Annotated in this window: 23 protein-coding genes; 9 read left to right on the forward strand and 14 right to left on the reverse strand. The window is 62.1% G+C overall.

Annotated elements, in window-relative coordinates:
- Nucleotides 1-86: 86 nt before the first annotated feature.
- The 4 genes from hslU to argS form a co-directional block, all read right to left on the reverse strand.
- Nucleotides 87-1,415, reverse strand: a complete 1,329-nt coding sequence (hslU, locus tag AB5Y98_RS11385) for an HslU--HslV peptidase ATPase subunit (RefSeq protein WP_268027906.1) — start codon at nucleotides 1,413-1,415, stop codon at nucleotides 87-89.
- A 66-nt stretch (nucleotides 1,416-1,481) separates the two neighbouring features.
- Nucleotides 1,482-2,015: an ATP-dependent protease subunit HslV gene (hslV, locus tag AB5Y98_RS11390; protein ID WP_017779534.1), complete on the reverse strand. Its 534-nt coding sequence runs from the start codon at nucleotides 2,013-2,015 to the stop codon at nucleotides 1,482-1,484.
- A 186-nt stretch (nucleotides 2,016-2,201) separates the two neighbouring features.
- Nucleotides 2,202-3,041 (reverse strand): SPOR domain-containing protein, encoded by an 840-nt coding sequence (locus tag AB5Y98_RS11395; RefSeq protein WP_017784188.1) that lies wholly within the window; start codon nucleotides 3,039-3,041, stop codon nucleotides 2,202-2,204.
- Between the two features lie 3 nt (nucleotides 3,042-3,044).
- Complete coding sequence (gene argS / locus AB5Y98_RS11400; RefSeq protein WP_139398010.1) at nucleotides 3,045-4,790, reverse strand: arginine--tRNA ligase; 1,746 nt, start codon at nucleotides 4,788-4,790, stop codon at nucleotides 3,045-3,047.
- A gap of 313 nt (nucleotides 4,791-5,103) precedes the next feature.
- On the opposite strand from argS, the gene AB5Y98_RS11405 reads away from it, so the two are divergent.
- The 3 genes from AB5Y98_RS11405 to AB5Y98_RS11415 all read left to right on the forward strand — a co-directional run bounded on the left by AB5Y98_RS11405 (nucleotide 5,104) and on the right by AB5Y98_RS11415 (nucleotide 7,031).
- Nucleotides 5,104-5,670: an LON peptidase substrate-binding domain-containing protein gene (locus tag AB5Y98_RS11405; RefSeq protein WP_368231932.1), complete on the forward strand. Its 567-nt coding sequence runs from the start codon at nucleotides 5,104-5,106 to the stop codon at nucleotides 5,668-5,670.
- Nucleotides 5,671-5,803: 133 nt separating this feature from the next.
- The gene (locus AB5Y98_RS11410) at nucleotides 5,804-6,373 is read left to right on the forward strand and encodes a sigma-70 family RNA polymerase sigma factor (protein ID WP_010635791.1); all 570 of its coding nucleotides are present in this window, start codon (nucleotides 5,804-5,806) and stop codon (nucleotides 6,371-6,373) included.
- Nucleotides 6,366-7,031, forward strand: a complete 666-nt coding sequence (locus tag AB5Y98_RS11415) for a ChrR family anti-sigma-E factor (protein WP_124250303.1) — start codon at nucleotides 6,366-6,368, stop codon at nucleotides 7,029-7,031. The genes AB5Y98_RS11410 and AB5Y98_RS11415 overlap by 8 nt, the downstream gene beginning before the upstream one ends.
- 59 nt (nucleotides 7,032-7,090) lie before the next feature.
- Here AB5Y98_RS11415 and bacA read toward each other — a convergent pair whose 3' ends face one another.
- From bacA to galE, 7 genes are all read right to left on the reverse strand, one after another.
- Nucleotides 7,091-7,906 carry an undecaprenyl-diphosphate phosphatase gene (gene bacA / locus AB5Y98_RS11420; RefSeq protein WP_005306519.1) on the reverse strand — a complete coding sequence of 272 codons (816 nt, stop codon included), beginning with the start codon at nucleotides 7,904-7,906 and terminating at the stop codon, nucleotides 7,091-7,093.
- Nucleotides 7,907-7,909: 3 nt separating this feature from the next.
- A complete protein-coding gene (locus AB5Y98_RS11425) occupies nucleotides 7,910-8,056 on the reverse strand; it encodes a hypothetical protein (RefSeq protein ID WP_368231933.1) in 147 nt (48 codons plus the stop codon).
- 37 nt (nucleotides 8,057-8,093) lie between these two features.
- Nucleotides 8,094-9,104, reverse strand: a complete 1,011-nt coding sequence (locus AB5Y98_RS11430; protein ID WP_005306516.1) for an aldo/keto reductase — start codon at nucleotides 9,102-9,104, stop codon at nucleotides 8,094-8,096.
- Between the two features lie 97 nt (nucleotides 9,105-9,201).
- On the reverse strand, nucleotides 9,202-10,194 hold the full coding sequence (gene galM / locus AB5Y98_RS11435) for a galactose-1-epimerase (protein ID WP_368231934.1): 993 nt from the start codon (nucleotides 10,192-10,194) through the stop codon (nucleotides 9,202-9,204).
- Nucleotides 10,195-10,246: 52 nt separating this feature from the next.
- Nucleotides 10,247-11,395 carry a galactokinase gene (galK, locus tag AB5Y98_RS11440; RefSeq protein ID WP_005306510.1) on the reverse strand — a complete coding sequence of 383 codons (1,149 nt, stop codon included), beginning with the start codon at nucleotides 11,393-11,395 and terminating at the stop codon, nucleotides 10,247-10,249.
- Nucleotides 11,392-12,438, reverse strand: coding sequence for a UDP-glucose--hexose-1-phosphate uridylyltransferase (locus AB5Y98_RS11445; protein ID WP_124250300.1), 1,047 nt, complete (start codon nucleotides 12,436-12,438; stop codon nucleotides 11,392-11,394). Before AB5Y98_RS11445 ends, galK begins: the two co-directional genes overlap by 4 nt.
- A 107-nt stretch (nucleotides 12,439-12,545) precedes the next feature.
- The gene (gene galE / locus AB5Y98_RS11450) at nucleotides 12,546-13,559 is read right to left on the reverse strand and encodes a UDP-glucose 4-epimerase GalE (protein WP_368231935.1); all 1,014 of its coding nucleotides are present in this window, start codon (nucleotides 13,557-13,559) and stop codon (nucleotides 12,546-12,548) included.
- 205 nt (nucleotides 13,560-13,764) lie between these two features.
- Here galE and AB5Y98_RS11455 point away from each other — a divergent pair, with 205 nt between their 5' ends.
- The 6 genes from AB5Y98_RS11455 to AB5Y98_RS11480 all read left to right on the forward strand — a co-directional run bounded on the left by AB5Y98_RS11455 (nucleotide 13,765) and on the right by AB5Y98_RS11480 (nucleotide 23,671).
- Nucleotides 13,765-14,769, forward strand: coding sequence for a substrate-binding domain-containing protein (locus AB5Y98_RS11455; protein WP_010635799.1), 1,005 nt, complete (start codon nucleotides 13,765-13,767; stop codon nucleotides 14,767-14,769).
- 218 nt (nucleotides 14,770-14,987) lie between these two features.
- Complete coding sequence (locus tag AB5Y98_RS11460) at nucleotides 14,988-18,065, forward strand: beta-galactosidase (protein ID WP_368231936.1); 3,078 nt, start codon at nucleotides 14,988-14,990, stop codon at nucleotides 18,063-18,065.
- A gap of 234 nt (nucleotides 18,066-18,299) precedes the next feature.
- Complete coding sequence (mglB, locus tag AB5Y98_RS11465; RefSeq protein ID WP_017781207.1) at nucleotides 18,300-19,286, forward strand: galactose/glucose ABC transporter substrate-binding protein MglB; 987 nt, start codon at nucleotides 18,300-18,302, stop codon at nucleotides 19,284-19,286.
- Between the two features lie 52 nt (nucleotides 19,287-19,338).
- Nucleotides 19,339-20,859, forward strand: coding sequence for a galactose/methyl galactoside ABC transporter ATP-binding protein MglA (mglA, locus tag AB5Y98_RS11470; RefSeq protein ID WP_017781206.1), 1,521 nt, complete (start codon nucleotides 19,339-19,341; stop codon nucleotides 20,857-20,859).
- Between the two features lie 16 nt (nucleotides 20,860-20,875).
- Nucleotides 20,876-21,886, forward strand: coding sequence for a galactose/methyl galactoside ABC transporter permease MglC (gene mglC / locus AB5Y98_RS11475; RefSeq protein WP_005306488.1), 1,011 nt, complete (start codon nucleotides 20,876-20,878; stop codon nucleotides 21,884-21,886).
- 51 nt (nucleotides 21,887-21,937) lie between these two features.
- Nucleotides 21,938-23,671: a methyl-accepting chemotaxis protein gene (locus AB5Y98_RS11480; RefSeq protein WP_368231937.1), complete on the forward strand. Its 1,734-nt coding sequence runs from the start codon at nucleotides 21,938-21,940 to the stop codon at nucleotides 23,669-23,671.
- 601 nt (nucleotides 23,672-24,272) lie between these two features.
- On the opposite strand, the gene AB5Y98_RS11485 is transcribed toward AB5Y98_RS11480, so the two are convergent.
- The 3 genes from AB5Y98_RS11485 to AB5Y98_RS11495 all read right to left on the reverse strand — a co-directional run bounded on the left by AB5Y98_RS11485 (nucleotide 24,273) and on the right by AB5Y98_RS11495 (nucleotide 25,565).
- Nucleotides 24,273-24,641 (reverse strand): hypothetical protein, encoded by a 369-nt coding sequence (locus AB5Y98_RS11485; RefSeq protein ID WP_005306483.1) that lies wholly within the window; start codon nucleotides 24,639-24,641, stop codon nucleotides 24,273-24,275.
- A 1-nt stretch (nucleotide 24,642) separates the two neighbouring features.
- Complete coding sequence (locus tag AB5Y98_RS11490; protein WP_005306480.1) at nucleotides 24,643-25,290, reverse strand: AAA family ATPase; 648 nt, start codon at nucleotides 25,288-25,290, stop codon at nucleotides 24,643-24,645.
- Between the two features lie 98 nt (nucleotides 25,291-25,388).
- Nucleotides 25,389-25,565 (reverse strand): hypothetical protein, encoded by a 177-nt coding sequence (locus AB5Y98_RS11495; RefSeq protein WP_005306477.1) that lies wholly within the window; start codon nucleotides 25,563-25,565, stop codon nucleotides 25,389-25,391.
- Nucleotides 25,566-26,085 lie beyond the last annotated feature (520 nt).

Below are 26,085 nucleotides of genomic sequence, written 5' to 3' on the forward strand. Positions count from 1 at the left end.
ACGAAGACGCCTCCACAGGGGAGGCGTCTTGCTACGGGGTTGAGCAGGATAGTAAACCGCTCGGATCTTCGTCTCCGATCAAGCTGTTACAGGATAAAGCGGCTCAGGTCCTCGTCTTCAATCAGCTTGCCGAGGTGGGCGTTGACGTAGTCGGTGTTGATGACGAAGGTCTCGCCGGACTTCTCGGAGGCGTCGTAGGAGATGTCTTCCATCAGGCGCTCCATCACGGTATGCAGACGACGGGCGCCGATGTTCTCGGTGCGCTCGTTGACCTGCCAGGCCGCTTCGGCCAGACGGCGGATGCCGTCCTGGGTGAACTCGATGTTGACCCCTTCGGTGGCCATCAGTGCCTTGTACTGATCGGTCAGGGAGGCGTTCGGCTCGGTCAGGATCCGCTCGAAGTCTTCGGTGGTCAGCGCGGTCAGCTCGACCCGGATCGGCAGACGGCCCTGCAGCTCGGGGATGAGGTCGGACGGCTTGGCGATCTGGAAGGCGCCGGAGGCGACGAACAGGATATGGTCGGTCTTGACCATGCCGTGCTTGGTGTTGACGGTGCAGCCCTCGACCAGCGGCAGCAGGTCGCGCTGAACCCCTTCACGGGAAACGTCCGGGCCTGAGCTCTCGCCGCGCTTGCAGATCTTGTCAATCTCGTCGAGGAAGACGATACCGTTGTTCTCGACGGAGGCGATAGCCTTCTGCTTCAGCTCTTCCGGGTTGACCAGCTTGGCAGCTTCCTCTTCGATCAGCGCCTTCATGGCCTCTTTGACCTTGATCTTGCGCTTCTTCTTCTGGTTCTGGCCCAGGTTCTGGAACAGCCCCTGCAGCTGGTTGGCCATCTCTTCCATGCCCGGCGGGGTCATGATCTCGACGCCCATCGGAGAGGCGGAGAGCTCCAGCTCGATCTCCTTGTCATCCAGCTGACCTTCCCGCAGTTTCTTGCGGAAGATCTGGCGGGTGTTGGAGTTGTCGGCCTTCTCTTCCTCGCCCCAGCTGTTGCGCGGGTTGGGCAGCAGGGCGTCGAGGATGCGCTCTTCGGCGGCTTCCTCTGCGCGGTATTTCATCTTCTCCATCTCGGTCTCGCGCACCAGCTTGATGGCGACATCGGTCAGATCGCGGATGATGCTGTCCACTTCCTTGCCCACATAGCCCACTTCGGTGAACTTGGTCGCTTCCACCTTGATGAAGGGGGCATTGGCCAGCTTGGCCAGGCGACGGGCGATCTCGGTCTTGCCGACACCGGTCGGACCGATCATCAGGATGTTCTTCGGGGTCACCTCGTGGCGCATCTCCTCGGAGAGCTGCATCCGGCGCCAGCGGTTGCGCAGGGCCACGGCCACCGCACGCTTGGCGTCGGCTTGACCAATGATGTGTCTGTCCAGCTCGTGGACGATTTCTCTCGGGGTCATCTCGGACATGATGGTGTTCCTGTATCCGGGGCGGGCAGGGCCCACCCCTTGGAAAATGGGGTTTGGCTGGCGGCCTTATTTGGCGGTGTAGTCCAGCACTTCGATGGTGTGGTTGCCGTTGGTGAACACACAGATGTCGCCCGCAATCTTGAGGGACTTCTCGACGATGCTCTTGGCATCCAGCTCGGTGTTCTCCAGCAGGGCGATGGCGGCGGACTGGGCGAAGTTGCCGCCGCTGCCGATGGCGATGAGATCGTGCTCCGGCTGCACCACGTCACCGTTGCCGGTGATGATGAAGGATTTGTGCTCGTCGGCGACGGCCAGCAGTGCCTCGAGGCGGCGCAGGGCGCGATCGGTGCGCCAGTCTTTGGCCAGCGCCACGGCGGCGCGCTCCAGGTTGCCCTGATGGGCCTGCAGCTTGGCCTCGAAGCGCTCGAGCAGGGTGAAGGCGTCGGCGGTGCCGCCGGCAAAACCTGCCAGCACCTTGCCGTTGTAGAGGCGATGAACCTTGCGGGCGTTGCCCTTCATGACGGTGTTGCCAAGAGAAACCTGGCCATCGCCACCGATGACGACCTGACCGTTGCGGCGAACTGAAACTATGGTAGTCACTTTACTTACCTCGCTTGAGCCGAATGACGGCCTGACTGTGCATGGCAAGAGAGATGGGGATGGCAATCCGGCTTTTCAAGCCTGCGCTTTGGCGCGGCCAACGGGGTTGGCTGGGAGTGGTGGCGACTGGCACCAAAAGAAACAGGGCCGGGTGTTGCCACCAGGCCCTGTTTATGGACGCTGCGATCACCCCTTCTTGGGGATGCAGCCGCTGATGCCAGAGCCCTGCAGCTTGCGGTTGGCTGCGTCGGCCGCCGCCTTGCCGCTGAAGGGGCCCACCATCACCTTGTAGACGGCGCCACCGGCCCCGTTCACCACCTGCAGGCTGGAGGAGAGCCCGGCGGTGAAGGCGATGCGCGCCTTGAGGGATTCCGCGGAATCCTGCGAACGCAGGGCGGCGCACTGCATCATGTAGCGCTCGTTGTCAGCCGCGGCAGGCGGGGTCGCCGCCTTGGCCTTGGCGGCCTCGGCCCGTTCCCGCTCCAGTTCGGCGCGCAGCTCCCGCTCCATCCGATCCCGCTCGGCTTTGCGGTCGATCACCTGCTCCTGGGCACTGGCTACCGGCGCGCCGGTCGCCGGCTTGGCCGGTTGTACCGGTTGCGGCTTGTAGGGCTGCACCTGGCCGATGGGGGTTCCAGGCTGGGGAATATTGGTCGGCACCGGCTGCGGCAGCTTCTCCGGCTGCAGGGTCATGGTTTCCGCCGGCGGTGGCGGCAGCACGCCCGGCTGGGGCGGCGGCTCGACGATGTCGACCTGCTTGTTCTCCAGCCGTTCGATGTAGCTCCATTTCTCCTGCGGCAGGCCGTTGCTCTGGGCCTTGGGCTTGTTGGCTTTCACCTGCTCCTCAATGGTGGGGGCGTCGTTGCCCTTGCCACTGATCATGTAGAGGAAACCGCCGAACCCCGCCAGCAACACCACGGCCAGCAGGGCCGGGATAACAGGAAAGCGGCGAGGTGCCGCTTTCTTGGTGTTGCGACCACCCGCCCGACGTCGCGGGCGGCTGCCGACATAATCCCGGGTCGCCATCTATTACATGCGCTCCAGGGTGTGGATGCCGAGTACGCCCAGGCCCAGCTTGAGGACCTTGGCGGTGGCGGCGCACAGCAGCAGACGGCTCTGACGGGTCGCCTCGTCCACGCCATCCTTGTTGATCGGACAGGCTTCGTAGAAGGTCATGAAGTTGCCGGACAGCTCGTACAGATAGGTACAGAGCAGGTGCGGCATGCCCTTGTCTGCCACGCCGTTGACCGCGTCGGAGAACTGGATCAGCTTCTGGGCCAAGGTCTCTTCCGCTTCCTCGCTCAGGAGCACCTTGCCACCCAGGGTATCGGCATCGACGCCGGCCTTGCGGAAGATGGACTGGATACGGGTGTAGGCGTACTGCAGGTAGGGCGCGGTGTTGCCTTCAAACGACAGCATCAGATCCCAGTCGAAGATGTAGTCGGTGGTGCGGTTCTTGGAGAGATCCGCATACTTGACCGCGCCCATGGCGATGGCGTGCACCACCTGGGCCTTCTCCTCGGCGGAGAGGTCGCTGTTGCGGCTCTCCAGCAGGGCGGCGGCGCGCTCTTCCGCCTCATTCAACAGATCGACCAGCTTGACGGTGCCGCCGGAGCGGGTCTTGTAGGGACGGCCATCCTTGCCCAGCATCATGCCGAAGGCGTGGTGCTCGAGGGGCACGGATTCCGGCACATAGCCCGCCTTGCGGGTGATGGTCCAGGCCTGCATCAGGTGCTGGTGCTGACGGGAGTCGATGAAGTACATCACCCGGTCGGCGCCCAGGGTCTCGTAACGATACTTGGCACAGGCGATGTCGGTGGTGGTGTAGAGGAAGCCGCCATCGCTCTTCTGGATGATGACGCCCATGGGCTCGCCATCCTTGTTCTTGAACTCGTCCAGGAAGACGACGGTGGCGCCTTCACTCTCGACCGCCAGGCCGCGCGCTTTCAGATCGGCGACGATTTCCGGCAGCATGTCGTTGTACATGGACTCGCCCATGATGTCCTTGTTGGTCAGGGAGACATTCAGGCGGTCGTAGTTGCGCTGGTTTTGCTCCATGGTCATGTCGACCAGCTTCTTCCACATGGTGCGGCAGTACTCATCACCACCCTGCAGCTTGACCACGTAGTTGCGCGCGCGCTCGGCGAACGCTTCGTCTTCGTCGTAGTGACGCTTGGCCTGGGTGTAGAAGGCTTCCAGATCGCGCAGCTCCATGTCGGAAGCGTGCTCGTTGGCCATCTTCTCCAGATAGGCGATCAGCATGCCGAACTGGGTACCCCAGTCGCCGATGTGGTTGGCACGCACCACCTTGTGGCCCAGGAACTCGAGGGCACGGGCAGCCACGTCACCGAGGACGGTGGAGCGGATGTGATGCACCGCCATCTCTTTGGCCACGTTGGGGGCGGAGTAGTCCACCACCACTGTCTGCGGGGTTGGCAGCTTCACGTTGGCGTTGGCGGAGGTCACCATGGCCTCTACCTGACCGGCCAGCCAGCTCGGGTCGAAGAAGAAGTTGATGAAGCCGGGGCCGGCGATCTCGACCTTGGCGATCAGGTCGGAGGCGGGCAGGTGCTCGATGATGGCAGCGGCCAGCTCACGGGGATTCTTGCGGGCCGGTTTGGCCAGTAGCATGGCCAGGTTGGTGGCCAGGTCACCGTGAGCCTTCTCCTTGCATCGGTCTACTTGCACGCGGGCTTCCAGGTCCGCCGGCAGGATGCCCGCTGACTTGAGATTGGCTACCGTTTGTTCAAGTAGATGATGAATATGCTCTTTCATAACTGACCACCAAGGTTGCGCGTCGAAAAATGACTGATATATAAGGGCGTGAATTTTACCCGCATCGGCCCGAGAAAACTATAGGGATGACCCGCCGCTCGCGGTCGGGCGGATATTTCACTGCATTTGGCACCAGATCCCAGAATATTGGACGGAAATTACGGTGCTTATCCATTTCTACTGCATATTGAAGCGGCTTGTCCAGGCTATTTTCCCCTGATTGTTAAGGGTTTTTTTATTCCAACTCGTTCTGAATGATCTGCCCCGCCGCCCCGGTCGTATCAACAGGTACCTTTTACCGAGGAATCTGTCGATGAAACTGGCGCTGTTTCCCCTCTCGGCCCACCTGCTGCCCGGTGGCATCATGCCGCTGCGCATTTTCGAGCCAAGATATCAGCGCATGATCGCCGAGGCGGGAGAGCAGGGTTTTGCTATCTGCATGCTGGATCCCCGCCAGCCCGATGCGCTGCGCAACATGTACCCCATCGCCACCCGGGTACGGATCGTCGACTTCGATCAACTGCCGGACGGTCTGCTCGGCATCACGGTGCTCGGCATGGAGCGGGTCAGGATCACCGATCTGTGGCAGGAGTCGGACGGCTTGCGGGTCGGGGAGGTGGACGTGCTGCCCCCCTGGTGTACCGGCCGGCTCAATGCCGACCAGCACTCGCTGGCCAGGGCGCTGCAGGAGGTGTTCAACGACTACCCGGAGTATGCAGCCCTCTACCGCAACCCGGACTGGGACGATGCCAGCTGGGTGGCCCAGCGCTGGCTGGAAGTGCTGCCCATCCCCGTTGAGCAGAAGCAGTGGCTGGTGGCGGCGGAAGACAACCAGCCGGCACTCTCCCTGCTGAGCGGATTGCTGGTCGCCAGCCACTGAGCCGTTTTTGATGGCAGCGCCGGTGATCCTTTTGCCGCGCCGCACGTATTGGCACTCACCACCCTCTTCAAGGCATGGCGCAATGGCATATACTGGCCAATCACAATCGACTCCGTACAGGATATCGCCCCCCATGGATGACCCAGCCGGCGATCTCAAGTCCCTGCTCGTCAGGGTTGCCGAACATGGCGACAAGGCTGCCTTCGCCACCCTGTTCCAGCACTTCGCGCCGCGTATCCGCAGCTACGGGCTGCGCCACCTCGGCAGCGAGGCCAACGCCATGGAGCTGGTGCAGGAGACCATGCTGCTGGTCTGGCAGAAGGCCCGTCTCTACCACCCCGACAAGGGAGCCGCCACCACCTGGATCTACACCGTCATGCGCAACCAGGGCTTCGACATGTTGCGCCGGCGCCGCGCCAGCAAGGAAGAGCTCTGCGCCGAGGAGCTGTGGCCCATGCTGGAGTACAGGGCGGAAGAGGAGCACCTGAGCGGCGGCGAAGACGCGGTGCTGACCCGTCAGATGGCCCATTACCTCGGCACCCTGCCGGAACCACAGCAGCAGGTGGTGCGCGGCATCTACCTGCAGGAGCTCTCCCAGCAGGAGCTGGCGGACCGGCTCGGCGTGCCGCTCGGCACCATCAAATCCCGCCTCAGACTGGCGTTACAGAAATTGAAGGAACAAGTGGAGCAAGGCCATGATTAAAGCCCATCCCGTTCAGGCCATGTTGCGCGCCTTTGCCGCCGACGAACTGCCCCTGCCGCTGGCCGTCGGCGTCTCCGCCCACTGCGAGCTCTGCCTCGACTGTGCGGCCCGGCTGCGGGCCTGCGAAGAGGAGCTGGCCCGGCAATACCTGACTCCGGCCGAAGAGTGCGAGCCACTGCCGGCAGAGTTCGATGCCATGCTGGCCGGCATACTGCAGCAGCCGGTGGCCACTGCGGCCGCGTTGAGTCAGTCGGCGGCGGTTCAGCCCGAGCTGCAGGTGGCGGGCCAGTCGTATCGGTTGCCGCGGGTACTGGCCCGTCACCACGCCCCCAGCTGGCGCCACATCGGCGCGATCCGGCAGGTGAGCCTGCCGCTCGACGAGCAGGGGGCCCGTGCCAGCCTGCTGCACATAGAGGCGGGCGGCCGCATCCCTGAGCACACTCACAAGGGTTATGAGTTGACCCTGCTGTTGGCCGGCACCATCGAAGATGGCGACACCCGCTATCAGGCGGGGGACTTCATCTGGCGCGATGCCAGCCACGCCCACAGTCCGCACACGCCGGACGGCTGCCTCTGCTACACGGTGCAGGACGCGCCGGTACAGTTCACCAAGGGGCTGTCGCGGCTGCTCAACGGCATCAGCCATCGCCTCTACTGAGCCGACAAAGCAATAAAAAAAGGGACCCTCGGGTCCCTTTTTGCATGGTGTCGCGGCCATCAGGCCACGAACACCAGGTAGACGGCGAAGGCCACCACGAAGCGGTAGATGGCGAACGGGATGAAGTCGAGGCGACGGATCAGCGCCAGGAAGGTCTTGATGGCGATCATGGCCACCACGAAGGCGGTGACGAAACCCACCGCGAACATGGGGAAGTCAGCCATGGAGAGGAAATCGCGACTCTTGTAGAGATCCAGTCCGCTGGCCGCCACCATCATGGGCACCGCCAGGATGAAGGAGAACTCGGCCGCCGCCTGGCGGCTGATCCCCATCAGCATGCCGCCGCTGATGGTGGCACCGGAACGGGAGAAGCCGGGCCAGAGCGCCAGGCACTGGAACAGGCCGATGCCGAACGCCTGCTTGTAGCTGATGTCGTCCAGGGTTTCGGAGCGTACCGCCGGGCGGAACTTCTCGGCGATGATCAGCAGGATGCCGCCGGCCACCAGGGCGTACATCACGGTCTGCGGGCCGAACAGATGGGCCTTGATCCAGCTGTGGATGGCGAGGCCGATGACGACGGCGGGCAGCATGCCGAGGATGATGTGCACCAGCGAGAGGGTGGCGTGTCCCTGCGCCGGCTTCTGGCCGAAGTGGATGCCGATGAGGCCAAACAGGCGGCGCCAGAATACGGCGACCACCGCCAGGATGGAACCCATCTGGATCACTACTTCGAAGGTGGCAGCCTTGGGGCCGTCGAAGCCAAGCAGGTGGCCGACGATGATCATGTGGCCGGTGGAGGAGACGGGGAGGAACTCGGTCAGGCCCTCCACTATGCCCAGCACGAAGGCGACAAACAGGGCGTAAGACTCTGTCATGTTTCAGATCTCTTGATTATTGGTCCGGTTGAAGTCGGCCCCGAGCCGAGGGCGACCAATGATGGAGGAAAATCGGGCAGGCAACCAGTGAATATTGTGTTGGCGCCAGGCCCCGCCGGCGGGATCGACGGTGAGGTCATTGGTTTTCATTCGGGCCTACATGGCGTTCGGCGCTCAGCGGCCCCGATCAGGCGGGACCCTGCCCGGCCAGGATCCCCTCGATTTGCTGCAGCAGCGCCGCATCCAGCGGGGGCTGGGCCTGGGCCTCCACCGCGCTGACAATCTGCTGCGGGCTGCTGGCACCGATCAGGGCGCAGCTCACCACTGAGTCGCGCAGGACCCACTGCAGCGCCAGTTGTGACAGTGGTTGGCCCCGCTGCTGCGCCAGCGCATGCAGGGCACGGATGGTGGCCAGCTTGTCGGCGGTGATCTGCTCGGGCTTGAGGAAGGGGCTGGCACTGGCGGCGCGCGAATCTGCCGGAATGCCCGCCAGGTAGCGATCGCTCAGCAGTCCGCCCGCCAGCGGCGAGAAGGCGACCACCCCCATGCCGTGCTCGCGGCAGACCGGCAGGGTTTCAGCCTCGATGTCGCGCTGAAAGAGGGAGTATTTGAGCTGGTTGACCAGACAGGGGGTGCCCAGCTCCGCCAGCCGGGCGGCGGCCTGCGCGGCGAGCAGGGCCGGGTAGTTGGAGAGGCCGACGTAGAGCGCCTTGCCCTGACGCACCATCAGCGCCAGCGCCTGGCAGGTCTCCTCCAGCGGGGTGCGCGGATCCGGCCTGTGGTGATAGAAGATATCCACGTAGTCCAGACCGAGCCGGCGCAGGCTCTGGTGCAGGCTGGCAAACAGGTATTTGGCACTGCCGCCGTCGCCGTAGGGGCCATCCCACATGATGTATCCCGCCTTGCTGGCGATGATGAGCTCGTCCCGATAGGGAGCCAGGCTCCCCTTGAGCAGCTTGCCGAAGGTTTGCTCGGCCGACCCCGGCGGCGGCCCGTAGTTGTTGGCCAGATCGAAGTGGGTGATGCCCAGATCGAACGCCTGGTGCACCATGGCTTTCGCGGTGGCGGGATCGCACTCGGCGCCGAAGTTGTGCCAGAGGCCGAGAGCTATGCCGGGCAGACGCAGGCCGTGGCGACCGGCGGGTCGATAGGGCTGGCGCTGATAGCGGTCGGGGGCGGCGAGGTAGTGATCATCCATAACGACTCCTTGCGTGGACTTGCGTGCGAGCTGATGTGATGGGTGACCCCGGCCCTCTTCGCTCGGCATGTCTGGGTGGGAGAAGAGGGGGCCGGGGTCAGCTGGTGGCGATAAAGCGGTAACGGGTCTGGTGGCGATAGGTCTGCCCCGGCAACAGCCAGGGATCGCCGAGGGCGGGCCGGTTGGGGCTGTCGGGCAGCTGCTGGGCCTCCAGGCAGAAGCCGTCGTGATCCCGATGGAGCTGGCCGCCTCGTGCCGGCGTATTGGCCAGCCAGTTGCCGCTGTAGAACTGCAGCGAGGGCTGGTTGGTGTAGACCTCCATGGCCAGCTGGCGATCCCCCGAAACCACCCGCGCCGCCCACTCGGCGCTCGGCCCGTTGAGCACAAAGGCGTGGTCATACCCCTTGGCCTGTTGCTGCTGAGGGTGGCTCAGCCAATCTTGTCCGATCAGGCGCTCGTGGCGCAGATCGAACGGCCCCTCCACCGGTGCGATCGCGAGCGGCAGACCGCTTGGGTCGGTCGGCAGGAAACGGTCGGCATTGAGGCGAATGAGGTGGTTGCGCACATCGCCACCGTCCGGGTTGTCATCGAGATTGAAGTAGGTGTGGCTGGTGAGGCTGACCGGGGTCGGTGCATCCGTGCTGGCGACGAAATCCACCACCAGATCGCACTGCTCCAGCCGATACTCCAGTGTGACCCGCAGGTTGCCGGGAAAGCCCTGATCCCCCGCCCGGGAGATCAGCGCCAGCCTGACCCGGTCCGCCTCCCGCTCTTTGACCTGCCAGGGCTGGCGATGAAACCCCGCCCGTCCGCCGTGCAGGCAGTGGGGGGGCTGGTTGGCATCCAGCGGCCAGCGCTGGCCGTCGCGCAGCAGCTCGGCGTTGCCGATGCGGTTGGCAAAGCGTCCCGCCACCGCCCCCAGCCACACCTGTTGAGCGGGATAGGCCTCATCGGCGCAGCCCAGCAGCACTTCACGGCGCCCACCCGCCACCGGCAGGGTGAGGGAGGTGAGGGTGGCCCCGAAGTCGAGGCCGCGCAGGCGCAGCCCCTCCTCGTTTTCCAGCTCGAACGGAATCATGGCGTCGTTCATAGTCTGCCTGCACCTGTGTTGCCGATCCGGCAGGCCTGCATCATACATGGGCTCATAGTTTTCCCGCCCCCGCGCTGGCGCGGCAGACGTAGCTGTCGGCCTTGAGGCCGAAGCGGGCCGGGTACTCGGCATCGACCGCGGCGATCACCTCGGCCACTTTCTCTGGGCGCAGCAGGGCGACCACGCAGCCACCGAAGCCGCCGCCGGTCATCCGCACGCCGCCCTCGGTGCCGATCCTGGCCTTGATGATCTCCACCAGACCGTCGATGGCGGGCACGGTGATTTCGAAGTCATCGCGCATGGCGGCGTGGGAGTCGGCCATCAGCTCACCGAGGCGCACCAGATCCCCCTGCGCCAACGCATCGGCGGCGGCCAGGGTGCGGCTGTTGTCGCCCACTACGTGACGGGCACGGCGGTAGCAGACCTCATCCAGCCCGGCCTTGCCCGCTTCCAGCGCCGCCAGATCGAGATCGCGCAGCGCCTTGACCCCGTAGTGACGGGCGGCTGCTTCGCACTGCTGACGACGGGTGTTGTATTCGCTGTCCACCAGACCGCGACGGACGTTGGAGTTGACGATCAGCACCGCCAGGTCGGTGGGCATGGGGATGAGCCGGGTCTCCAGCGAACGGCAGTCGAGCAGCAGGGCGTGATCCTGTTTGCCGCTGGCGGAGATCATCTGGTCCATGATGCCGCAGTTGCAGCCGACGAACTGGTTCTCCGCCTGCTGGCCGTTGAGGGCAATCTCGGCCTGGCTGATGGTGAGCCCCAGCGCCTCCTTGAAGGCCTGGCCGATGGCCACCTCCAGCGAGGCGGAAGAGGAGAGGCCGGCTCCCTGCGGCACGTTGCCGGAGACCACCAGATTGAGGCCGCGCAGGGGATAGCCGCGCTCCTGCAGGTACTTCACCACCCCGCGGATGTAGTCGCTCCAGCGCTGGTCGGCATGATGATTGATGGGCTGGCCGAGATCGAACAGGTCGCGCTGGTTGCCGTAGTCGGCGGCGACCACGTGCACCAGGCTGTCATCGCGCAGGCCGATGGCGACGCAGGTCTCGTAGTCGATGGCGCAGGGCAGCACGAAGCCGTCGTTGTAGTCGGTGTGCTCGCCGATGAGGTTGACGCGGCCGGGGGCCCGCACCAGCAGGTCGGGTTGTTGCTCAAACTGCTCGGCAAAGACGGCGCTGACGCGCTGGCTCGGGGTCATGGGGTCACCTCATTGGCTTTGTAATGAACGGGGGAAAGGGTACGCAGGCGTTCTGCGGCTTGCTCCGGGGTCAGGTCGCGCTGGGTCTCGGCCAGCATCTCGAAGCCAACCATGAATTTGCGCACCGTGGCGGAGCGCAGCAGGGGCGGATAGAAGTGGGCATGCAGTTGCCACGCCTCTGGGCAGTCGGAGCGGGGCGGCGCAAAGTGCCAGCCCATGGAGTAGGGAAAGCTGCACTCAAACAGGTTGTCGTAGCGGCTGGTGAGCTCCTTGAGCGCGATGGCCAGATCCTGCTGCAGCTCGGGGGTGAGGTCGAGCAGAGAGGGAACATGGCGCTTGGGCAGCAGCAAGGTTTCGAACGGCCAGGCCGCCCAGAAGGGCACTACCGCCAGCCAGTGTTCGGTCTCCACCACGATGCGGGAGCGATCCTGCAGCTCCCGCTCCACGTAGTCGACCAGCAGCGGTCGGCCGTGCTCCGCCAGCCAGTCGCGCTGGTGCTGCTCTTCGCGGGCAATCTCGTTGGGCAGGAAGTCGCTGCCCCACAGCTGACCGTGGGGGTGCGGGTTGGAGCAGCCCATGACGGCGCCCTTGTTTTCAAACACCTGCACCCACTCCCACTGGGCCGATAGCTCGGCCACCTGCTCCATCCAGGTGGTGATCACCTTCTCGATGGCGGGCAGAGGCAGCTCGGGCAGGGTCTTGCCGTGATCCGGCGAGAAGCAGATGACCCGGCTGGTGCCGCGGGCGGCCTCCAGCTTGAGCAGGGGATCCTGCTCGCCACTGGCGGCCGGGGTGTCCTGCATCAGGGCAGCGAAGTCGTTGGTAAAGACGAAGGTGTCCCGATAGTCGGGATTCTGGTCGCCGGTGACGCGCTTGTTGCCGGCACAGAGGAAGCAGTCGGGGTCATGGGCCTGGCTCGGCGCCTGGCTCACCTTCTCGACCTGGCCCTGCCAAGGGCGCTTGGCCCTGTGAGGGGAGACCAGCACGTATTGGCCTGTCAGCGGGTTGAAACGACGGTGGGGGTGATCAACCGGGTTGAACATCATCACTCCTCAAGCTCAATAAAAGAAAATGCGGGCAGTTGATGAGGGCGGGTGCGCCTCTCATCTGTGACCCTTCCCCCTAAAGGGAGAAGGGAGCAAAACGGACATCACGCCTCGTACCCCTGCGGGTTGGCGGATTGCCAGCGCCAACTGTCGGCGCACATGGCGGCCAGATCCCGCCGGGCACGCCAGCCCAGCTCGCGCTCGGCCCTGGCGGGATCGGCCCAGCATTCGGCGATGTCGCCGGGGCGTCTTGGTTCGATGCGATAGGGCAAGGGGCGACCGCTGGCCGCCTCGAACGCCGCCACCATCTGCAGCACGCTCTGGCCCTGGCCCGTGCCCAGGTTGTAGACGTGCACGCCGCCCTTGCTGGCGCAGTGCTGCAACGCCTTGACGTGCCCTTCGGCAAGATCCATCACGTGGATGTAGTCGCGCACACCTGTGCCGTCGACGGTTGGGTAATCGTTACCAAAGACCGAGAGGCAGTCGCGCCGGCCGATGGCGACCTGGGTCAAAAACGGCATCAGGTTGTTGGGGATCCCCTGGGGATCTTCCCCCATGGTGCCCGACTCGTGGGCGCCGACCGGGTTGAAATAGCGCAGTAGGGTCATGCTCCAGTGCGGTTCGGCCCGCTGCAGATCCTCGAGGATCTCTTCGATGATCAGCTTGGACCGGCCGTAGGGATTGGTGGCGCTGCGCGGGAAATCTTCCCGGATGGGCGTGCTGGCGGGGTCGCCGTAGACGGTGGCCGACGAGCTGAACACCAGGTTGTGGATGCCGGCCCGCTTCATTGCCTGCAGCAATACCAGGGTGCCGCTCAGGTTGTTCTCGTAGTAGTCGAGGGGGATGCGGGTGGACTCGCCGACCGCCTTGAGGGCGGCGAAGTGGATCACGGCGTCGATCCTTTGCTCGCTGAAAATGCGATCCAGCAGGAGCGGGTCACGGATGTCCCCCCGATAGAAGCGGGGCTCGCGCCCGCTGATGGCGGCGATGCGGGCCAGCACGCCGGCCTTGCTGTTGCAGAGGTTGTCCACCACCACGGGCTCCATGCCGGCCGCCTGCAGTGCCAGGCTGGTGTGGCTGCCGATGTAACCGCAGCCGCCGGTGACCAGTACTTTCATCCTCATCTCCACGCTCAAAAAAAGCCTGTGAAGGAGTCTAGCCGAGGGGCTGGCGGGCAAACTGTGAACTGGCTAACAAATATGTGTAAACGATTACACTTGTTTTGGTGGTCATCATTTCAGCAATATGGTTTTTCCCCCTGTTATCAGTGACATTGCTCGGTATAATGGCCTAGTCCCGAACCGTGAAATAAGTGAAAACAGCATGAGTACCATCAAGGATGTCGCCCGTTTGGCCAACGTATCGGTGGCAACGGTTTCACGGGTGATGAACAACTCACCCAAGGCCAGTGCCGCCTCTCGCGAGGTGGTGTTGAAAGCCATGGCCGAACTGGGCTACACCCCCAATGCCAACGCACGGGCGCTGGTCAGCCAGACCTGCGACACCATGGGAGTGCTGGTGGGCGATGTGGCGGATCCCTTCTTCGGCGCCCTGGTCAAGGGGGTCGCCGCGGTGGCGGTGGAACAGGGGCTGCACCTGCTGATGGGTAATGGTTTTCACACGGCACGGCAGGAGCGCGAATCCATCGAGCTGCTGATCGGCAAGCGCTGCGAGGCGCTGGTGGTGCACAGCAAGGCGCTGAGCGACGAGGAGCTGATCGACTATGCGCTGCGGGTGCCCGGCATGGTGCTGATCAACCGCGACATCCCGGCACTCAAGGGGCGCTGCATTGCCCTCAACAACCGGCAGGGGGCTGCCACGGCGACCCGGCATCTGCTGGAACTGGGCCACCGTCACATCGCCTTCCTGAGCTCCGATCACGCCATCGAGGATGCCATCCTGCGGCTGCAGGGCTATCAGGATGCGCTGGCCGAGGCTGGCGTGCGCGCCGACCCCGAGCTGGTGGAGAGCGGCATGCCCAACGAGGAGGGCGGCGAGCGGGCCATGCTCAACCTGCTGGCCAAGGGGCTGCCCATCACGGCCGTGGTGGCCTACAACGATGCCATGGCGGCGGGGGCCATCTCGGTGCTGGCGGACAACGGCCTCAAGGTGCCGGAGGAGGTGTCGGTGGTGGGCTTCGATGACATCATCTATGCCAGATACCTGAGACCCAAGCTCTCCACCATGCGCTATCCCATCGAACTGATGGCAGCCCAGGCGGCCAAGCTGGCCCTGCAGCTGGCAGCGGGCGAAAGCGAGGTGGTACAGAGCCGCATTTACACCCCGACCCTGATCAACCGCCACTCGGTGGCGCCCGTTCGAAGCTGATCCCTTTCATTTACCTCCGTTTATCGCTCCGGATCGTCGTTTTTGAGGCGCTCGCTCCGGAGCCTTGGTCTTTTACCTGCATTTAGCGCATTTTTACCCTGTTTTACTTAACAAATTTAGTGTAATCGTTTACATCTGTGTGAGCGGGATCGCCGATCACCGGGCAAATCTCCCCTACACTGCATACGTTTTCGGCGTTCATGCAGGGAGAGAGACGAATGCTCAGGGAGATAGTGGCCCGTCAGGACTGGCAGACCCAGGCGATTACCGCAGTGAATCGGTTGCCCGCCCATACCCCCTTGTTCAGCTGGCGCAGTGAAGCAGCTGCGCGGGATGATCTCGCCTCGCCTTCGCGCACCCTGCTGGATGGGGAGTGGCGTTTCTCCTTCTTCGCGGCGCCCGAGCGGGTGCCGGAGCAGTGGCTGGCACAGGATCTGGCCGATGCCTGTCCCATCCAGGTGCCAGGCAACTGGCAGCTGGATGCGGCCTACCCAGGGTTGCGGCCTGTGACAGATGTGCCCATCTACACCAACATCAAGTATCCCTTCCCGTGTGATCCACCGCGGGTGCCGGCAGAGAATCCTACCGGCTGCTACTCCCGCGAGTTCAGCGTGCCGACCGACTGGCTCACCAGCGGCCAGACCCGGATCATCTTCGACGGGGTGGACAGCGCTTTTCACCTCTTCTGCAACGGTCGCTGGGTCGGTTACTCCCAGGACAGCCGACTGCCTGCCGAATTTGACCTGACCTCTTTCCTCTGCCGTGGTGACAACCGGTTGGCAGTGCTGGTGCTGCGCTGGTCCGACGGTTCCTATCTGGAAGATCAGGACATGTGGCGCATGAGCGGCATCTTCCGCTCCGTCAGCCTGCTGCACAAACCGGCTCGTCATCTGATGGATATCCGGGTAACGCCCGAGCTCGACGCCTGCTACCGGGATGCCCGCCTCAAGATCGCATTGCAGGTAGCCAATGGGACCGGCCTGTCGGTGGAGATCAGCCTCTATGACGACGGCGATCGGGTGGCGACCCTGTGCCAGCCGATCGGCACGCAAGCCATTGACGAGAAAGGGGCGTATGACGATCGCGCCGAGTGCTGGCTCGAGGTGGCGGCCCCGCGCAAATGGAGCGCCGAGACCCCCCACCTCTATCGCCTCACCCTGACCCTGCTGGACGAGCAGGGGGAGCCCATCGAGAGCGAAGCCTGTGACGTGGGCTTTCGGGCGGTGGAGATTCATGGCGGCCTGCTGCGGGTCAACGGCCAGCCGCTGCTGATCCGTGGCGCCAACCGCCACGAGCACCACCCCGCAACGGGGCACGTGGTGACGCCCGCCGCCATCGAGCAGGATCTGCTGTTGATGAAGCAGCACAACTTCAACGCGGTGCGCTGTTCCCACTACCCCAATCACCCCGAGTTTTATCGGCTGTGCGACCGGCTCGGCCTCTATGTGGTGGACGAGGCGAACCTGGAGACCCACGGGATGACTCCCATGGGGCGCTTGGCGCGGGATCCCGCCTGGAGCAACGCCTTCCTGGAGCGGGTGACCCGCATGGTGGCCCGCGACTTCAACCACCCCAGCATCATCATCTGGTCCCTTGGCAACGAGTCGGGTTACGGCCCGGCCCACGATGCCATGTATGGTTGGGTCAAGAGGGCGGATCCGAGCCGCCCGGTGCAATACGAAGGGGGTGGTGCCGATACGCCGGCCACCGACATCATCTGCCCCATGTATGCCCGCCCCCATCAGGATCAACCCTTCCCGGCGGTGCCCAAGTGGGCGCTGGCCAAGTGGATCGGCCTGCCGGGGGAGACCCGGCCGCTGATTCTGTGTGAATACGCCCACGCCATGGGTAACAGCCTAGGGGGCTATGCCCAATACTGGCAGGCGTTTCGCGACCATCCACGCCTGCAGGGCGGGTTCGTCTGGGATTGGGTCGATCAGGGGCTGGACAAGCTGACCGATGACGGCCGCCACTTCTGGGCCTATGGCGGTGATTTCGGCGATACCCCGAATGATCGCCAGTTCTGCTGCAACGGTCTGCTGTTCCCCGACCGTACCCCCCATCCGTCGCTGTTCGAGGCCAAGCGGGCCCAACAGCCCTTCGTGCTGACCTTGCAACACCGCCAGCCGCTGACGGTCGAGATCCGCAGCGAATACCTGTTTCGCGAGACGGACAACGAAACTCTGCAGTGGCGATTGTGCGAAGACGGCGTGGTGGTGAGCCAGGGTGAATGCCCACTCACCCTGGCGCCGCAGAAGAGTGTGACGCTGACCCTGCTGGAGCAGTTGCCGGCCTTTGCGCCGGGGGCGCTCGTCTGGCTGGATCTCGCCATCGTGCAGCCCGCCGCCACGCCCTGGTCAGCGGCCGGCCACGAGGTGGCGCGCCAGCAATGCATGCTGCCTGCACCGCTTGCACTGCCCGCTACCCGCACGCCGGCCACCTTCATCGAGCTGGCGGATGGCTGGCAGATCCGGGCGGCCAACAGCGAGTGGCGGCTGGACAAGGCCGGCGGCCGCGTCCGCAGCTGGCGCAAGCTGGGGCGCGAGCAGCTGAAAGAGGCCATCGCCGATCACTTCTATCGGGCGCCGCTCGACAACGACATCGGCACCAGCGAGGCGGACCACGCCGATCCCAACGCCTGGATCGCCCGCTGGCAGGCGGCCGGGCTCAATGAGTTGCAGCACCGCTGTCTCGAGCTGGTAGTGAGCCCTGACCAAGGGGTTGTGACGGTACGCCACGGCTACTTCGTCGGCGAGGCGCTCAAGCTGCTGACTTGCTGGCGCCACTCCTTCGATCAGGATGGGGCCATGCACCTCGCCATCGAGGTGCATGTGGCAGCCGAGATGCCCTCCCTGCCGCGCATCGGCGCCCTGCTCTGGCTGGCCGACGAGGTGCTGGCGGCAGGGGAGGAGGTGAGCTGGCTGGGGCGTGGTCCGCACGAGAACTATCCGGATCGCCTGCTGGCTGCCGACCTCGGTTGCTGGCAGTCGTCGCTCGATGCGCTGCACACCGCGTATGTGTTCCCGACCGACAACGGGCTGCACTGTGACACCCGTCAGCTGCGATTCGGCTCCATCGAGGTCGAGGGACTGTTTCATTTCAGTCTGAGCCGTTTCAGCCAGCAGCAGCTGGCCCAGGCTCGTCACCAGACCGATCTGGTGGCCGCAGGCGGGCTCCATCTCTGTCTGGATGGTTTTCATATGGGGATTGGGGGTGATGACTCCTGGAGCCAGAGCGTACGGCCGGAATATTGGCTGCAACCAGGCAGCTACTATTGGAACTGTGTTCTACGCTGAATCTGAGCGATTGCTTAACAAGAAAGAGTCCCGTTCAGAGCTGCAATGTTGCCAATTAATTGTAACCATATGATTTTTAATTGATTTATTGCTATGTAATAGAGTGTAAACGTTTTCATTTTGTTGTCATGATCACAGAACGACATACAACAAACTGATTACATTAGGCTGGCGCCAGTTCACTTGGTGTACAGCATTCCCTACAAAAACAGATAGAGAGATCGGAGCATAACAATGAAAAAGATCACGACCATTGCCGCCGTACTGATGAGCCTGATGGCAGGAGCCACCGCCCATGCCGAAACCCGCATCGGGGTGACCGTCTACAAATACGACGACAACTTCATGGCGGTAGTGCGCAAGGCAATCGAGAAGGAAGCGGCGGCCAACCCGGGGGTGGAGCTGCTGATGAACGACTCCCAGAATGACCAGTCCAAGCAGAACGACCAGATCGACGTGCTGCTGGCCAAAGGCGTGAAGGCGCTGGCCATCAACCTGGTTGACCCGGCAGCGGCCCCGGTCGTGATCGAGAAAGCCCGTGGCGAGGATGTGCCCGTGGTGTTCTACAACAAGGAGCCCAATGCCGCCGATTTGGCCAGCTATGACAAGGCCTACTACGTGGGTACCGATTCCAAGGAGTCTGGCATCATCCAGGGTCAGCTGATCGCCAAGCACTGGAAAGCCAACCCGGCTTGGGATCTGAACAAAGATGGCGTCATCCAGTACGTGCTGCTGAAGGGCGAGCCGGGTCACCCGGATGCCGAAGCCCGTACCACCTACGTCATCAAGACCCTGAACGATGGCGGCATCAAGACAGAGCAGCTGCACATGGATACCGGTATGTGGGATACCGCCATGGCCAAGGACAAGATGGACGCCTGGATCTCCGGCCCGAACGCCAACAAGATCGAAGTGGTCATTGCCAACAACGATGGCATGGCGATGGGTGCCGTCGAGTCGCTGAAGGCTCAGGGCAAGACCGCCATCCCGGTGTTCGGCGTGGACGCACTGCCTGAAGCGCTGGCGCTGGTCAAAAGCGGTGCCATGGCCGGTACCGTGCTGAACGATGCCGCCAACCAGGCCAAGGCGACCTACGAGCTGACCAAGAACCTGGCTGAAGGCAAACCGGCCGGTGAAGGCACCAGCTGGAACATCGTCAACAAGGTCGTGCGTGTTCCCTACGTTGGCGTAGACGCAGACAACCTGTCCAAATTCGAATAATTCCCTCCTCCAGGGCAAGGGAGATCCCTTGCCCTTTTTTCAACCAGATGTGATGGCTGATATGACAACACAGCAACAATCAGAATGGCTGTTGGAGATGATTGGCGTCAGTAAGAGCTTTCCTGGCGTCAAGGCACTCGATAATGTCAATTTACGGGTCCGTCCTCATTCTGTGCATGCGTTGATGGGCGAGAACGGGGCAGGGAAATCGACGCTGCTCAAGTGCTTGTTCGGCATTTACGAGAAGGATGAGGGCAAGATCTTCTTCAAGGGGCAGGAGATCAACTTCACCTCCTCCAAGGAGGCGCTGGAGAACGGTGTCTCCATGGTGCATCAGGAGCTGAACCTGGTATTGCAGCGCTCCGTGATGGACAACATGTGGCTCGGCCGCTATCCCACCAAGGGATTGTTCGTCGACCATGGCAAGATGTATCAGGACACCAAGCATATCTTCGACGAGCTGGACATCGACATAGACCCGCGGGTCAAGGTCGGTACCCTCTCCGTCTCCCAGATGCAGATGATCGAGATCGCCAAGGCGTTCTCCTATGACGCCAAGATCGTCATCATGGACGAACCCACCTCCTCGCTGACCGAGAAAGAGGTGAGCCACCTCTTCAAGATCATCAACAAGCTCAAGGAGAAGGGCTGCGGCATCGTCTACATCTCCCACAAGATGGAAGAGATCTTCCAGCTCTGTGACGAGATCACCATATTGCGGGATGGCCAGTGGGTGGCGACCCAGCCGCTCAAGGGCATGACCATGGATCAGATCATCGGCATGATGGTCGGTCGCGAGCTCACCCAGCGCTTCCCGGAGAAGACCAACCAGCCGAAAGAGGTGATCCTCGAGGTCGAGCACCTGACGGCGAAGAACCAGCCCTCCATCCAGGACATCACCTTCAACCTGCACAAGGGGGAGATCCTCGGGGTGGCCGGGTTGGTGGGGGCCAAGCGCACCGACATCGTCGAGACCCTGTTCGGCATTCGCGACCGCAGCGAGGGGTCCATCAAGCTGCACGGCAAAGAGGTGGCCAACCACAACGCCCACGAGGCGATCCGCAACGGCTTTGCGCTGGTGACCGAGGAGCGGCGCTCCACCGGCATCTATTCGCGCCTCGACATCGCCTTCAACTCCCTGATCGCCAACATGGACAACTACAAGGGCTCCATGGGGCTCCTCAGCGACAACAAGATGAAGAGCGACACCCAGTGGGTCATCGACTCCATGCGGGTCAAGACGCCGACCCAGCAGACCCAGATCGGCTCCCTCTCCGGGGGCAACCAGCAGAAGGTGATCATCGGCCGCTGGCTGCTGACCCAGCCGGAGATCCTGATGCTGGACGAACCGACCCGCGGCATCGACGTGGGGGCCAAGTTCGAGATCTACCAGCTCATCCTGGAGCTGGCGAAGAAGGACAAGGGCATCATCATCATCTCGTCGGAAATGCCCGAACTGCTCGGCATCACGGATCGCATCATGGTGATGAGCAATGGCCGGGTCGCCGGGATCGTCAATACCAAAGAAACTGACCAGAGCGAGATACTGCGCCTGGCATCTCTGTACCTCTAGAGACAGGAAGACATTTATGGAGTCGGCTAAAAATTTCAATCTGATGCGGGCGCTCAAGGAGAACGGCATCTACGTGGTGCTGCTGGTGCTGCTCATGATCATCGTGATCAAGGAACCCTCCTTCCTGAGTCTCACCAACTTCAGCAACATCCTGACCCAGTCTTCGGTGCGGGTCATTATCGCGCTCGGGGTGGCTGGCATCATCATCACCCAGGGGACGGATCTGTCGGCCGGTCGTCAGGTCGGTCTGGCGGCGCTCATCGCGGCGACCATGCTGCAGGCGCTGACCAACGTCAACAAGGTGTTCCCAAGCCTGGGCGAGGTGCCCATCCCGGTGGTGATCCTGCTGGTGTGCGCAGTGGGTGCCCTGATTGGCCTGGTCAACGGTCTCATCGTGGCCTATCTGAATGTAACCCCGTTCATTACCACCCTGGGCACCATGATCATCGTCTACGGCATCAACTCCCTCTACTTTGACTCGGTAGGCGCTTCGCCGGTGGCCGGTTTTGACCCCCGTTTCTCCAGCTTCGCGCAGGGGTTCATCAAGCTGGGTGGCTTCAAGCTATCCTATCTGACCTTCTACGCCGCCATAGCCAGCGTGTTCGTTTGGGTACTGTGGAACAAGACCCGCTTTGGCAAGAACATCTTCGCCATCGGCGGCAACCCGGAAGCGGCCAAGGTCTCCGGTGTCAACGTGGCGGTCAATCTGGTGATGATCTATGCGCTGGCGGGGGTCTTCTACGCCTTCGGCGGTATGCTGGAAGCGGGCCGGATCGGCAGCGCCACCAACAACCTGGGCTTCATGTACGAGCTCGATGCCATCGCCGCCTGCGTGGTGGGCGGGGTGTCGTTTGCGGGTGGCGTGGGTACGGTTGCAGGGGTGATCACCGGCGTGCTCATCTTCACGTTGATCAACTATGGTTTGACCTATATCGGCGTCAGCCCTTACTGGCAGTTCATCATCAAGGGCGGCATCATCATTCTGGCGGTGGCACTGGACTCTATGAAGTACGCCAAGAAGAAATAACGATTGGCAGGGAGGGCTAGCAGTGCCGGCCCTCTCTTCTGGAGGGATCCCATGCCATTCAAGGTCAAGATTTACGTCCTGTTGCTGCTGGCCATCCTGGTCACCATCGGCACCGCCTGGTTCAGCGTCAATCACTTCATCAGCGCCTACATCCGCACCCAGGCGACCCAGAACATCAACGAACAGATCTCCCTGGTCAAAGAGAAGCTGGCCGGCGACATCAATCAGAAAATTCTGCTGGCAGCCAACCTCAACTTCGGGGTGACCAACGTCAAGAAGACGCTGGAAGAGACCGGCTTTCACAACATCGTCAAGGTGATTGGCGACATGGCGTTCGACGTGGGCGGTGTCATCAACGATACGGCCAAGGTTGACGCGCTGCGCAAGCTTATCCCTGCCGCCAACAACCAGATCACCGTCAGCCCGCTGCAGCAGGTGGACGGCAAGCCCGTCATCTCGATTCTGGTGCCGCGCGGTGCCGACTCTGCCTACCTTTATTACCTCGACATGAGCGAGTTCAAGAACCTGCTGGCCAACGTCAGTGGCGAGGGGCGCTACTTCTCGCTGGCCGATGGCCAGGGCAATGAGCTCTACAGCAGCAAGCCGCAGGGGGAGAACGAGGCTCGCCCCAACCAGCTGGATATTCGTGGCAGCAGCTGGACCCTGACCGGCTACATCGACCTCGACTACATCCAGGCCATGACCCAGGCACTCAACGGCCAGATCATCATGGCGCTGCTCGGGGTGGCCGTGGTGGTGATGGTGCTCGCCGTGCTGGCGCTCAACGTGGCCTATCGCCCCATACTCTCGCTGCGGGATTTGGTGCTGGAGCTCTCTCACGGCAGCGGTGACCTTACCCGCCGACTGGCAGTGACCAGCAAGGATGATCTCGGTCAGATCTCGGCCGGTATCAACCGCTTCATCGAGCGGCTGCAGGAGATGATGAACGAGGTACGCCAGGCCAGCGGCCAGCTCAACAGCGGTATCGAGGGGCTGGCCAGCCAGACCGGTGCTGCCCAGTCTCTGCTGGCGGATCATGTGCGAGAGACCGAGCAGGTGGTGACCGCCATCAACGAGATGAGCCGCACCGCGGTCTCGGTCTCGGAGAGCGCGGCCAGCACGGCCCAACTCACCGGCCAGAGCCAGCAACTGGCGAGCCAGTCCCGTCAGGTGGTCGATCAGGCCATGGCCAGCGTGATGGCGCTGGTGGATGAGGTGGAAGCCACTGCCCGTTCCATCGAGGCCATGCAGCAGGATGTGCAGCAGATTGGCTCGGTGCTCGGAGTCATCGGCAGCATAGCCGAGCAGACCAATCTGCTGGCCCTCAATGCTGCCATAGAGGCCGCCCGCGCCGGCGAGCAGGGGCGTGGCTTTGCCGTGGTGGCTGACGAGGTGCGTTCACTCGCCGCCCGTACCCAGCAGAGTACGGCGGAGATCCAGACCATGCTGGCCAGCCTGCAGCAGGTGACCCGGACCGTGGTGAATGCCATGAGCAATACCAAGCAGAGTTGTCAGGGCGCCGCCGAGAACACCACTCGGGTCAACGAATCACTGGATCTGATGGCGGGCGAGGTGGTGGAGATCAACGATCTCATCAGCCATATCGCCACGGCTGCGGAGCAGCAGAGCGCGGTAGCCGAGGAGATCAATCGCAACATGAGCGCCATTGCCGAGGTGATCCGCCAGCTGACCCACAACGGCGAGGCGACGGTGGCCAGTGCCGGCTCGATGCAGCAGACCTATGACAGGCTGCGGGAGATTGTGGGGCACTTCCGGCTGGAATGAGCGGGTAGAAAGGTAGGCCGGGGTAAAAATGGCCAAAAAAGATGGGGGCGACTTGCGTCGCCCCCGATAGTCTTATCGCTCATATCCTTGAACGAAGTTGCTCCCTGCAATCCCTGACTATACCTCTTCCTTTAGGTTTCCCCTTCCCAATCCTTTGGGGTGTCCTTTAGCCATCATGGCCTGACGAGTCATCCGTTCCCGTCGCACTTTCTCCGTCCTGGGAGGTGTCCTTTACCACATCCTGTGGTGAGTCCATTTGCCCAACCCTGGCAGCCAGTCTTCCTGACCGACTTCATTGCGTCCGTGCAGGAGTAACTATAAGGATTTCATGGGGCGGGACAACGGCAGAGTGAAAAACGTTTTTACGTATCTCGTTACGAAGGAAACTTGTTTCAATATTTATCCTTTAATTTCATTGGTATAGGTGTTTTTTGTTCATGTTTTACGATCTTATCTTCCGACTATCGCGGGATCTTTTCTGGCGCTTTACCTACATCGTCTATGGCGAATGTCTTACACTTTGTTCAACTGTTATTCAGAAAGGGGGAGGCGAGCAGATAAGAGCCTGCTGGCAACGAAGCATGGCTGGAGGAAGATAGCGTCAGTTGTGTGCCTGCAGCCGCTCATAGATGGTCTGGCGTTCTTCCGGGCTCAGGGAGGAGAAGTAGTGGGTAAACAACCGCAGCAGCAGAGATTTGTTCATGCCGTCTTGCTGGGTCAGGTTGCCAAGCTCATCGATGGCCGTGGTGCTGAGCGAGAAGGTGGCTTTCTTGAAGCTGGGTTTGAGATGTTCACCGCTCTCGATGAAGGCGAGTGCGGTCAGAGCCTCGTCTCGATGCAGGGTCAGCTCCAGGCTGACGACCTTGGGCTTGCCCTTGGCATAGAAATCCGCGTCCTCGATGAACTCGTCTATGGTGAACTTCTTCTGGTGATGCAGATTGTGTTTCTTCTTCAGGTCGGCAAGTCCCATCTCATACCCCCAGCTCCAGAAACTCCTTGGCGATGGCGCGGATCTCTTCGGCAGACTTGCCATCCGGCTCTATCTCCATCACCGACAATCCCTTCTCCTCGCTGTCGTCGTAGACGTTGCGGCCATAGGTGATGGAATTGAGCACGTCGACACCGAAGGAAGAGCAGACCTCCTTGGCTTCCAGTATCCGCTTCGCCTGGTTGGGCAGGGCGGGGCATTGGGTCAGTACCACGGCAGCCCGCAAGGTCGGGTTGACCATCTTGCAGGTGGTGATGAGGTCTTCCATGTGCGGCAGAGTCTTGAGATCGCGGCGCTTGGGACGCAGCGGGATCAGGGCATGGGTGGCGACGGCCATGGTGGAACGCAGTGCCCGGTTGTCCTGGCCGCCACAGTCGACGATCAGGTAGTCATAGCGGTTCTTCAGGCTGAGCAGATCGTTGCGGATGTTGCCGTAGAGCTGGACGCAGTTTATCTGGGGCAGATCCGGATTGTCGTTGCGCTCCTGGATCCAGTCCGAGGTGGTGCGCTGCGGATCGCAGTCCACCAACAGCACTTCGCCGTGAAACTGGGTTCTGAGGTAGACCGCCAGATTCTGGGCCAGACAACTCTTGCCGCTCCCTCCTTTCTCACCACCGACCAGCAGGATCATGACCGTCTCCTATCCCTATGAAAAACAGCTGCATTGAGTATAGGAGGGGGTTGGGCCATGACAAGCCAGGAGGAGAAGACCTCCTCCCGGGGTTTCGCTCAGTAGTGCTGGCTGCCGCCATGCCACTGACACACGTAGGCGGGTACCAGCATCTGAGGGGCCTGATCGACATGGCACACCACCAATGGCATGGCAGGGGCACCCTCCGCATGGACCAGTGCCGGGGTCATGGGCAGCAGCAGGGCAGAAAGCAGCAGCAGTGACTTCATCTTCATGGCTATCTCCTTGGTGACATAACAGGTGTGATCCTGATCACTTTCTGAGTTAAGCCGAGCCGGCTTGTGACGCAAGTTGCTGAAATAAATTCAACTAATGAAAAAAGTTTGAAAAAGCCCCAGTGCCGGCCAGTTGAAAATTGGCCGGCCAAGATGCGCAATTCGTGCATATCCATATAAGAGGTGAAGAGGCAACACTGCCTGTAGTCTGGCCCGGCAAGCGGAACAGACGCGATTCCATGATCTGGAACAACAAAAAGATTATTCAGCGCGGAGCCTGGCCGTGACTTTTTATTTGCTGCGAGCGCCTCGTAAAGAGCGCGGAAAATTCAAATATCTGCATATAAAATTCATTCTGTGTTGGTTGTATTTTTATCTTCATGAAATTAAAGGTTTTTTGTTTTTACGTTTATCCCTTTGTAGATATTTGGCGTGAATGAAACAAGGTAAAATATGAAATGTTTGCCGAAGAAAGTGCGTATTTAAACGGGAGAGGTGAATGGGAGATTGTCAGTTCTGT

Source organism: Aeromonas sp. s3 (genome assembly GCF_040907805.1).
GTDB lineage: Bacteria > Pseudomonadota > Gammaproteobacteria > Enterobacterales > Aeromonadaceae > Aeromonas > Aeromonas dhakensis.

Coding starts and splice junctions, on each gene's coding strand:
- hslU (WP_268027906.1), bottom strand. CDS start 1,415: ATGTCCGAGATGACCCCGAGAGAAATCGTCCACGAGCTGGACAGACAC.
- AB5Y98_RS11395 (WP_017784188.1), bottom strand. CDS start 3,041: ATGGCGACCCGGGATTATGTCGGCAGCCGCCCGCGACGTCGGGCGGGT.
- argS (WP_139398010.1), bottom strand. CDS start 4,790: ATGAAAGAGCATATTCATCATCTACTTGAACAAACGGTAGCCAATCTC.
- AB5Y98_RS11405 (WP_368231932.1), top strand. CDS start 5,104: ATGAAACTGGCGCTGTTTCCCCTCTCGGCCCACCTGCTGCCCGGTGGC.
- AB5Y98_RS11410 (WP_010635791.1), top strand. CDS start 5,804: ATGGATGACCCAGCCGGCGATCTCAAGTCCCTGCTCGTCAGGGTTGCC.
- AB5Y98_RS11415 (WP_124250303.1), top strand. CDS start 6,366: ATGATTAAAGCCCATCCCGTTCAGGCCATGTTGCGCGCCTTTGCCGCC.
- bacA (WP_005306519.1), bottom strand. CDS start 7,906: ATGACAGAGTCTTACGCCCTGTTTGTCGCCTTCGTGCTGGGCATAGTG.
- AB5Y98_RS11425 (WP_368231933.1), bottom strand. CDS start 8,056: ATGAAAACCAATGACCTCACCGTCGATCCCGCCGGCGGGGCCTGGCGC.
- AB5Y98_RS11430 (WP_005306516.1), bottom strand. CDS start 9,104: ATGGATGATCACTACCTCGCCGCCCCCGACCGCTATCAGCGCCAGCCC.
- galM (WP_368231934.1), bottom strand. CDS start 10,194: ATGAACGACGCCATGATTCCGTTCGAGCTGGAAAACGAGGAGGGGCTG.
- galK (WP_005306510.1), bottom strand. CDS start 11,395: ATGACCCCGAGCCAGCGCGTCAGCGCCGTCTTTGCCGAGCAGTTTGAG.
- AB5Y98_RS11445 (WP_124250300.1), bottom strand. CDS start 12,438: ATGTTCAACCCGGTTGATCACCCCCACCGTCGTTTCAACCCGCTGACA.
- galE (WP_368231935.1), bottom strand. CDS start 13,559: ATGAAAGTACTGGTCACCGGCGGCTGCGGTTACATCGGCAGCCACACC.
- AB5Y98_RS11455 (WP_010635799.1), top strand. CDS start 13,765: ATGAGTACCATCAAGGATGTCGCCCGTTTGGCCAACGTATCGGTGGCA.
- AB5Y98_RS11460 (WP_368231936.1), top strand. CDS start 14,988: ATGCTCAGGGAGATAGTGGCCCGTCAGGACTGGCAGACCCAGGCGATT.
- mglB (WP_017781207.1), top strand. CDS start 18,300: ATGAAAAAGATCACGACCATTGCCGCCGTACTGATGAGCCTGATGGCA.
- mglA (WP_017781206.1), top strand. CDS start 19,339: ATGGCTGATATGACAACACAGCAACAATCAGAATGGCTGTTGGAGATG.
- mglC (WP_005306488.1), top strand. CDS start 20,876: ATGGAGTCGGCTAAAAATTTCAATCTGATGCGGGCGCTCAAGGAGAAC.
- AB5Y98_RS11480 (WP_368231937.1), top strand. CDS start 21,938: ATGCCATTCAAGGTCAAGATTTACGTCCTGTTGCTGCTGGCCATCCTG.
- AB5Y98_RS11485 (WP_005306483.1), bottom strand. CDS start 24,641: ATGGGACTTGCCGACCTGAAGAAGAAACACAATCTGCATCACCAGAAG.
- AB5Y98_RS11490 (WP_005306480.1), bottom strand. CDS start 25,290: ATGATCCTGCTGGTCGGTGGTGAGAAAGGAGGGAGCGGCAAGAGTTGT.
- AB5Y98_RS11495 (WP_005306477.1), bottom strand. CDS start 25,565: ATGAAGATGAAGTCACTGCTGCTGCTTTCTGCCCTGCTGCTGCCCATG.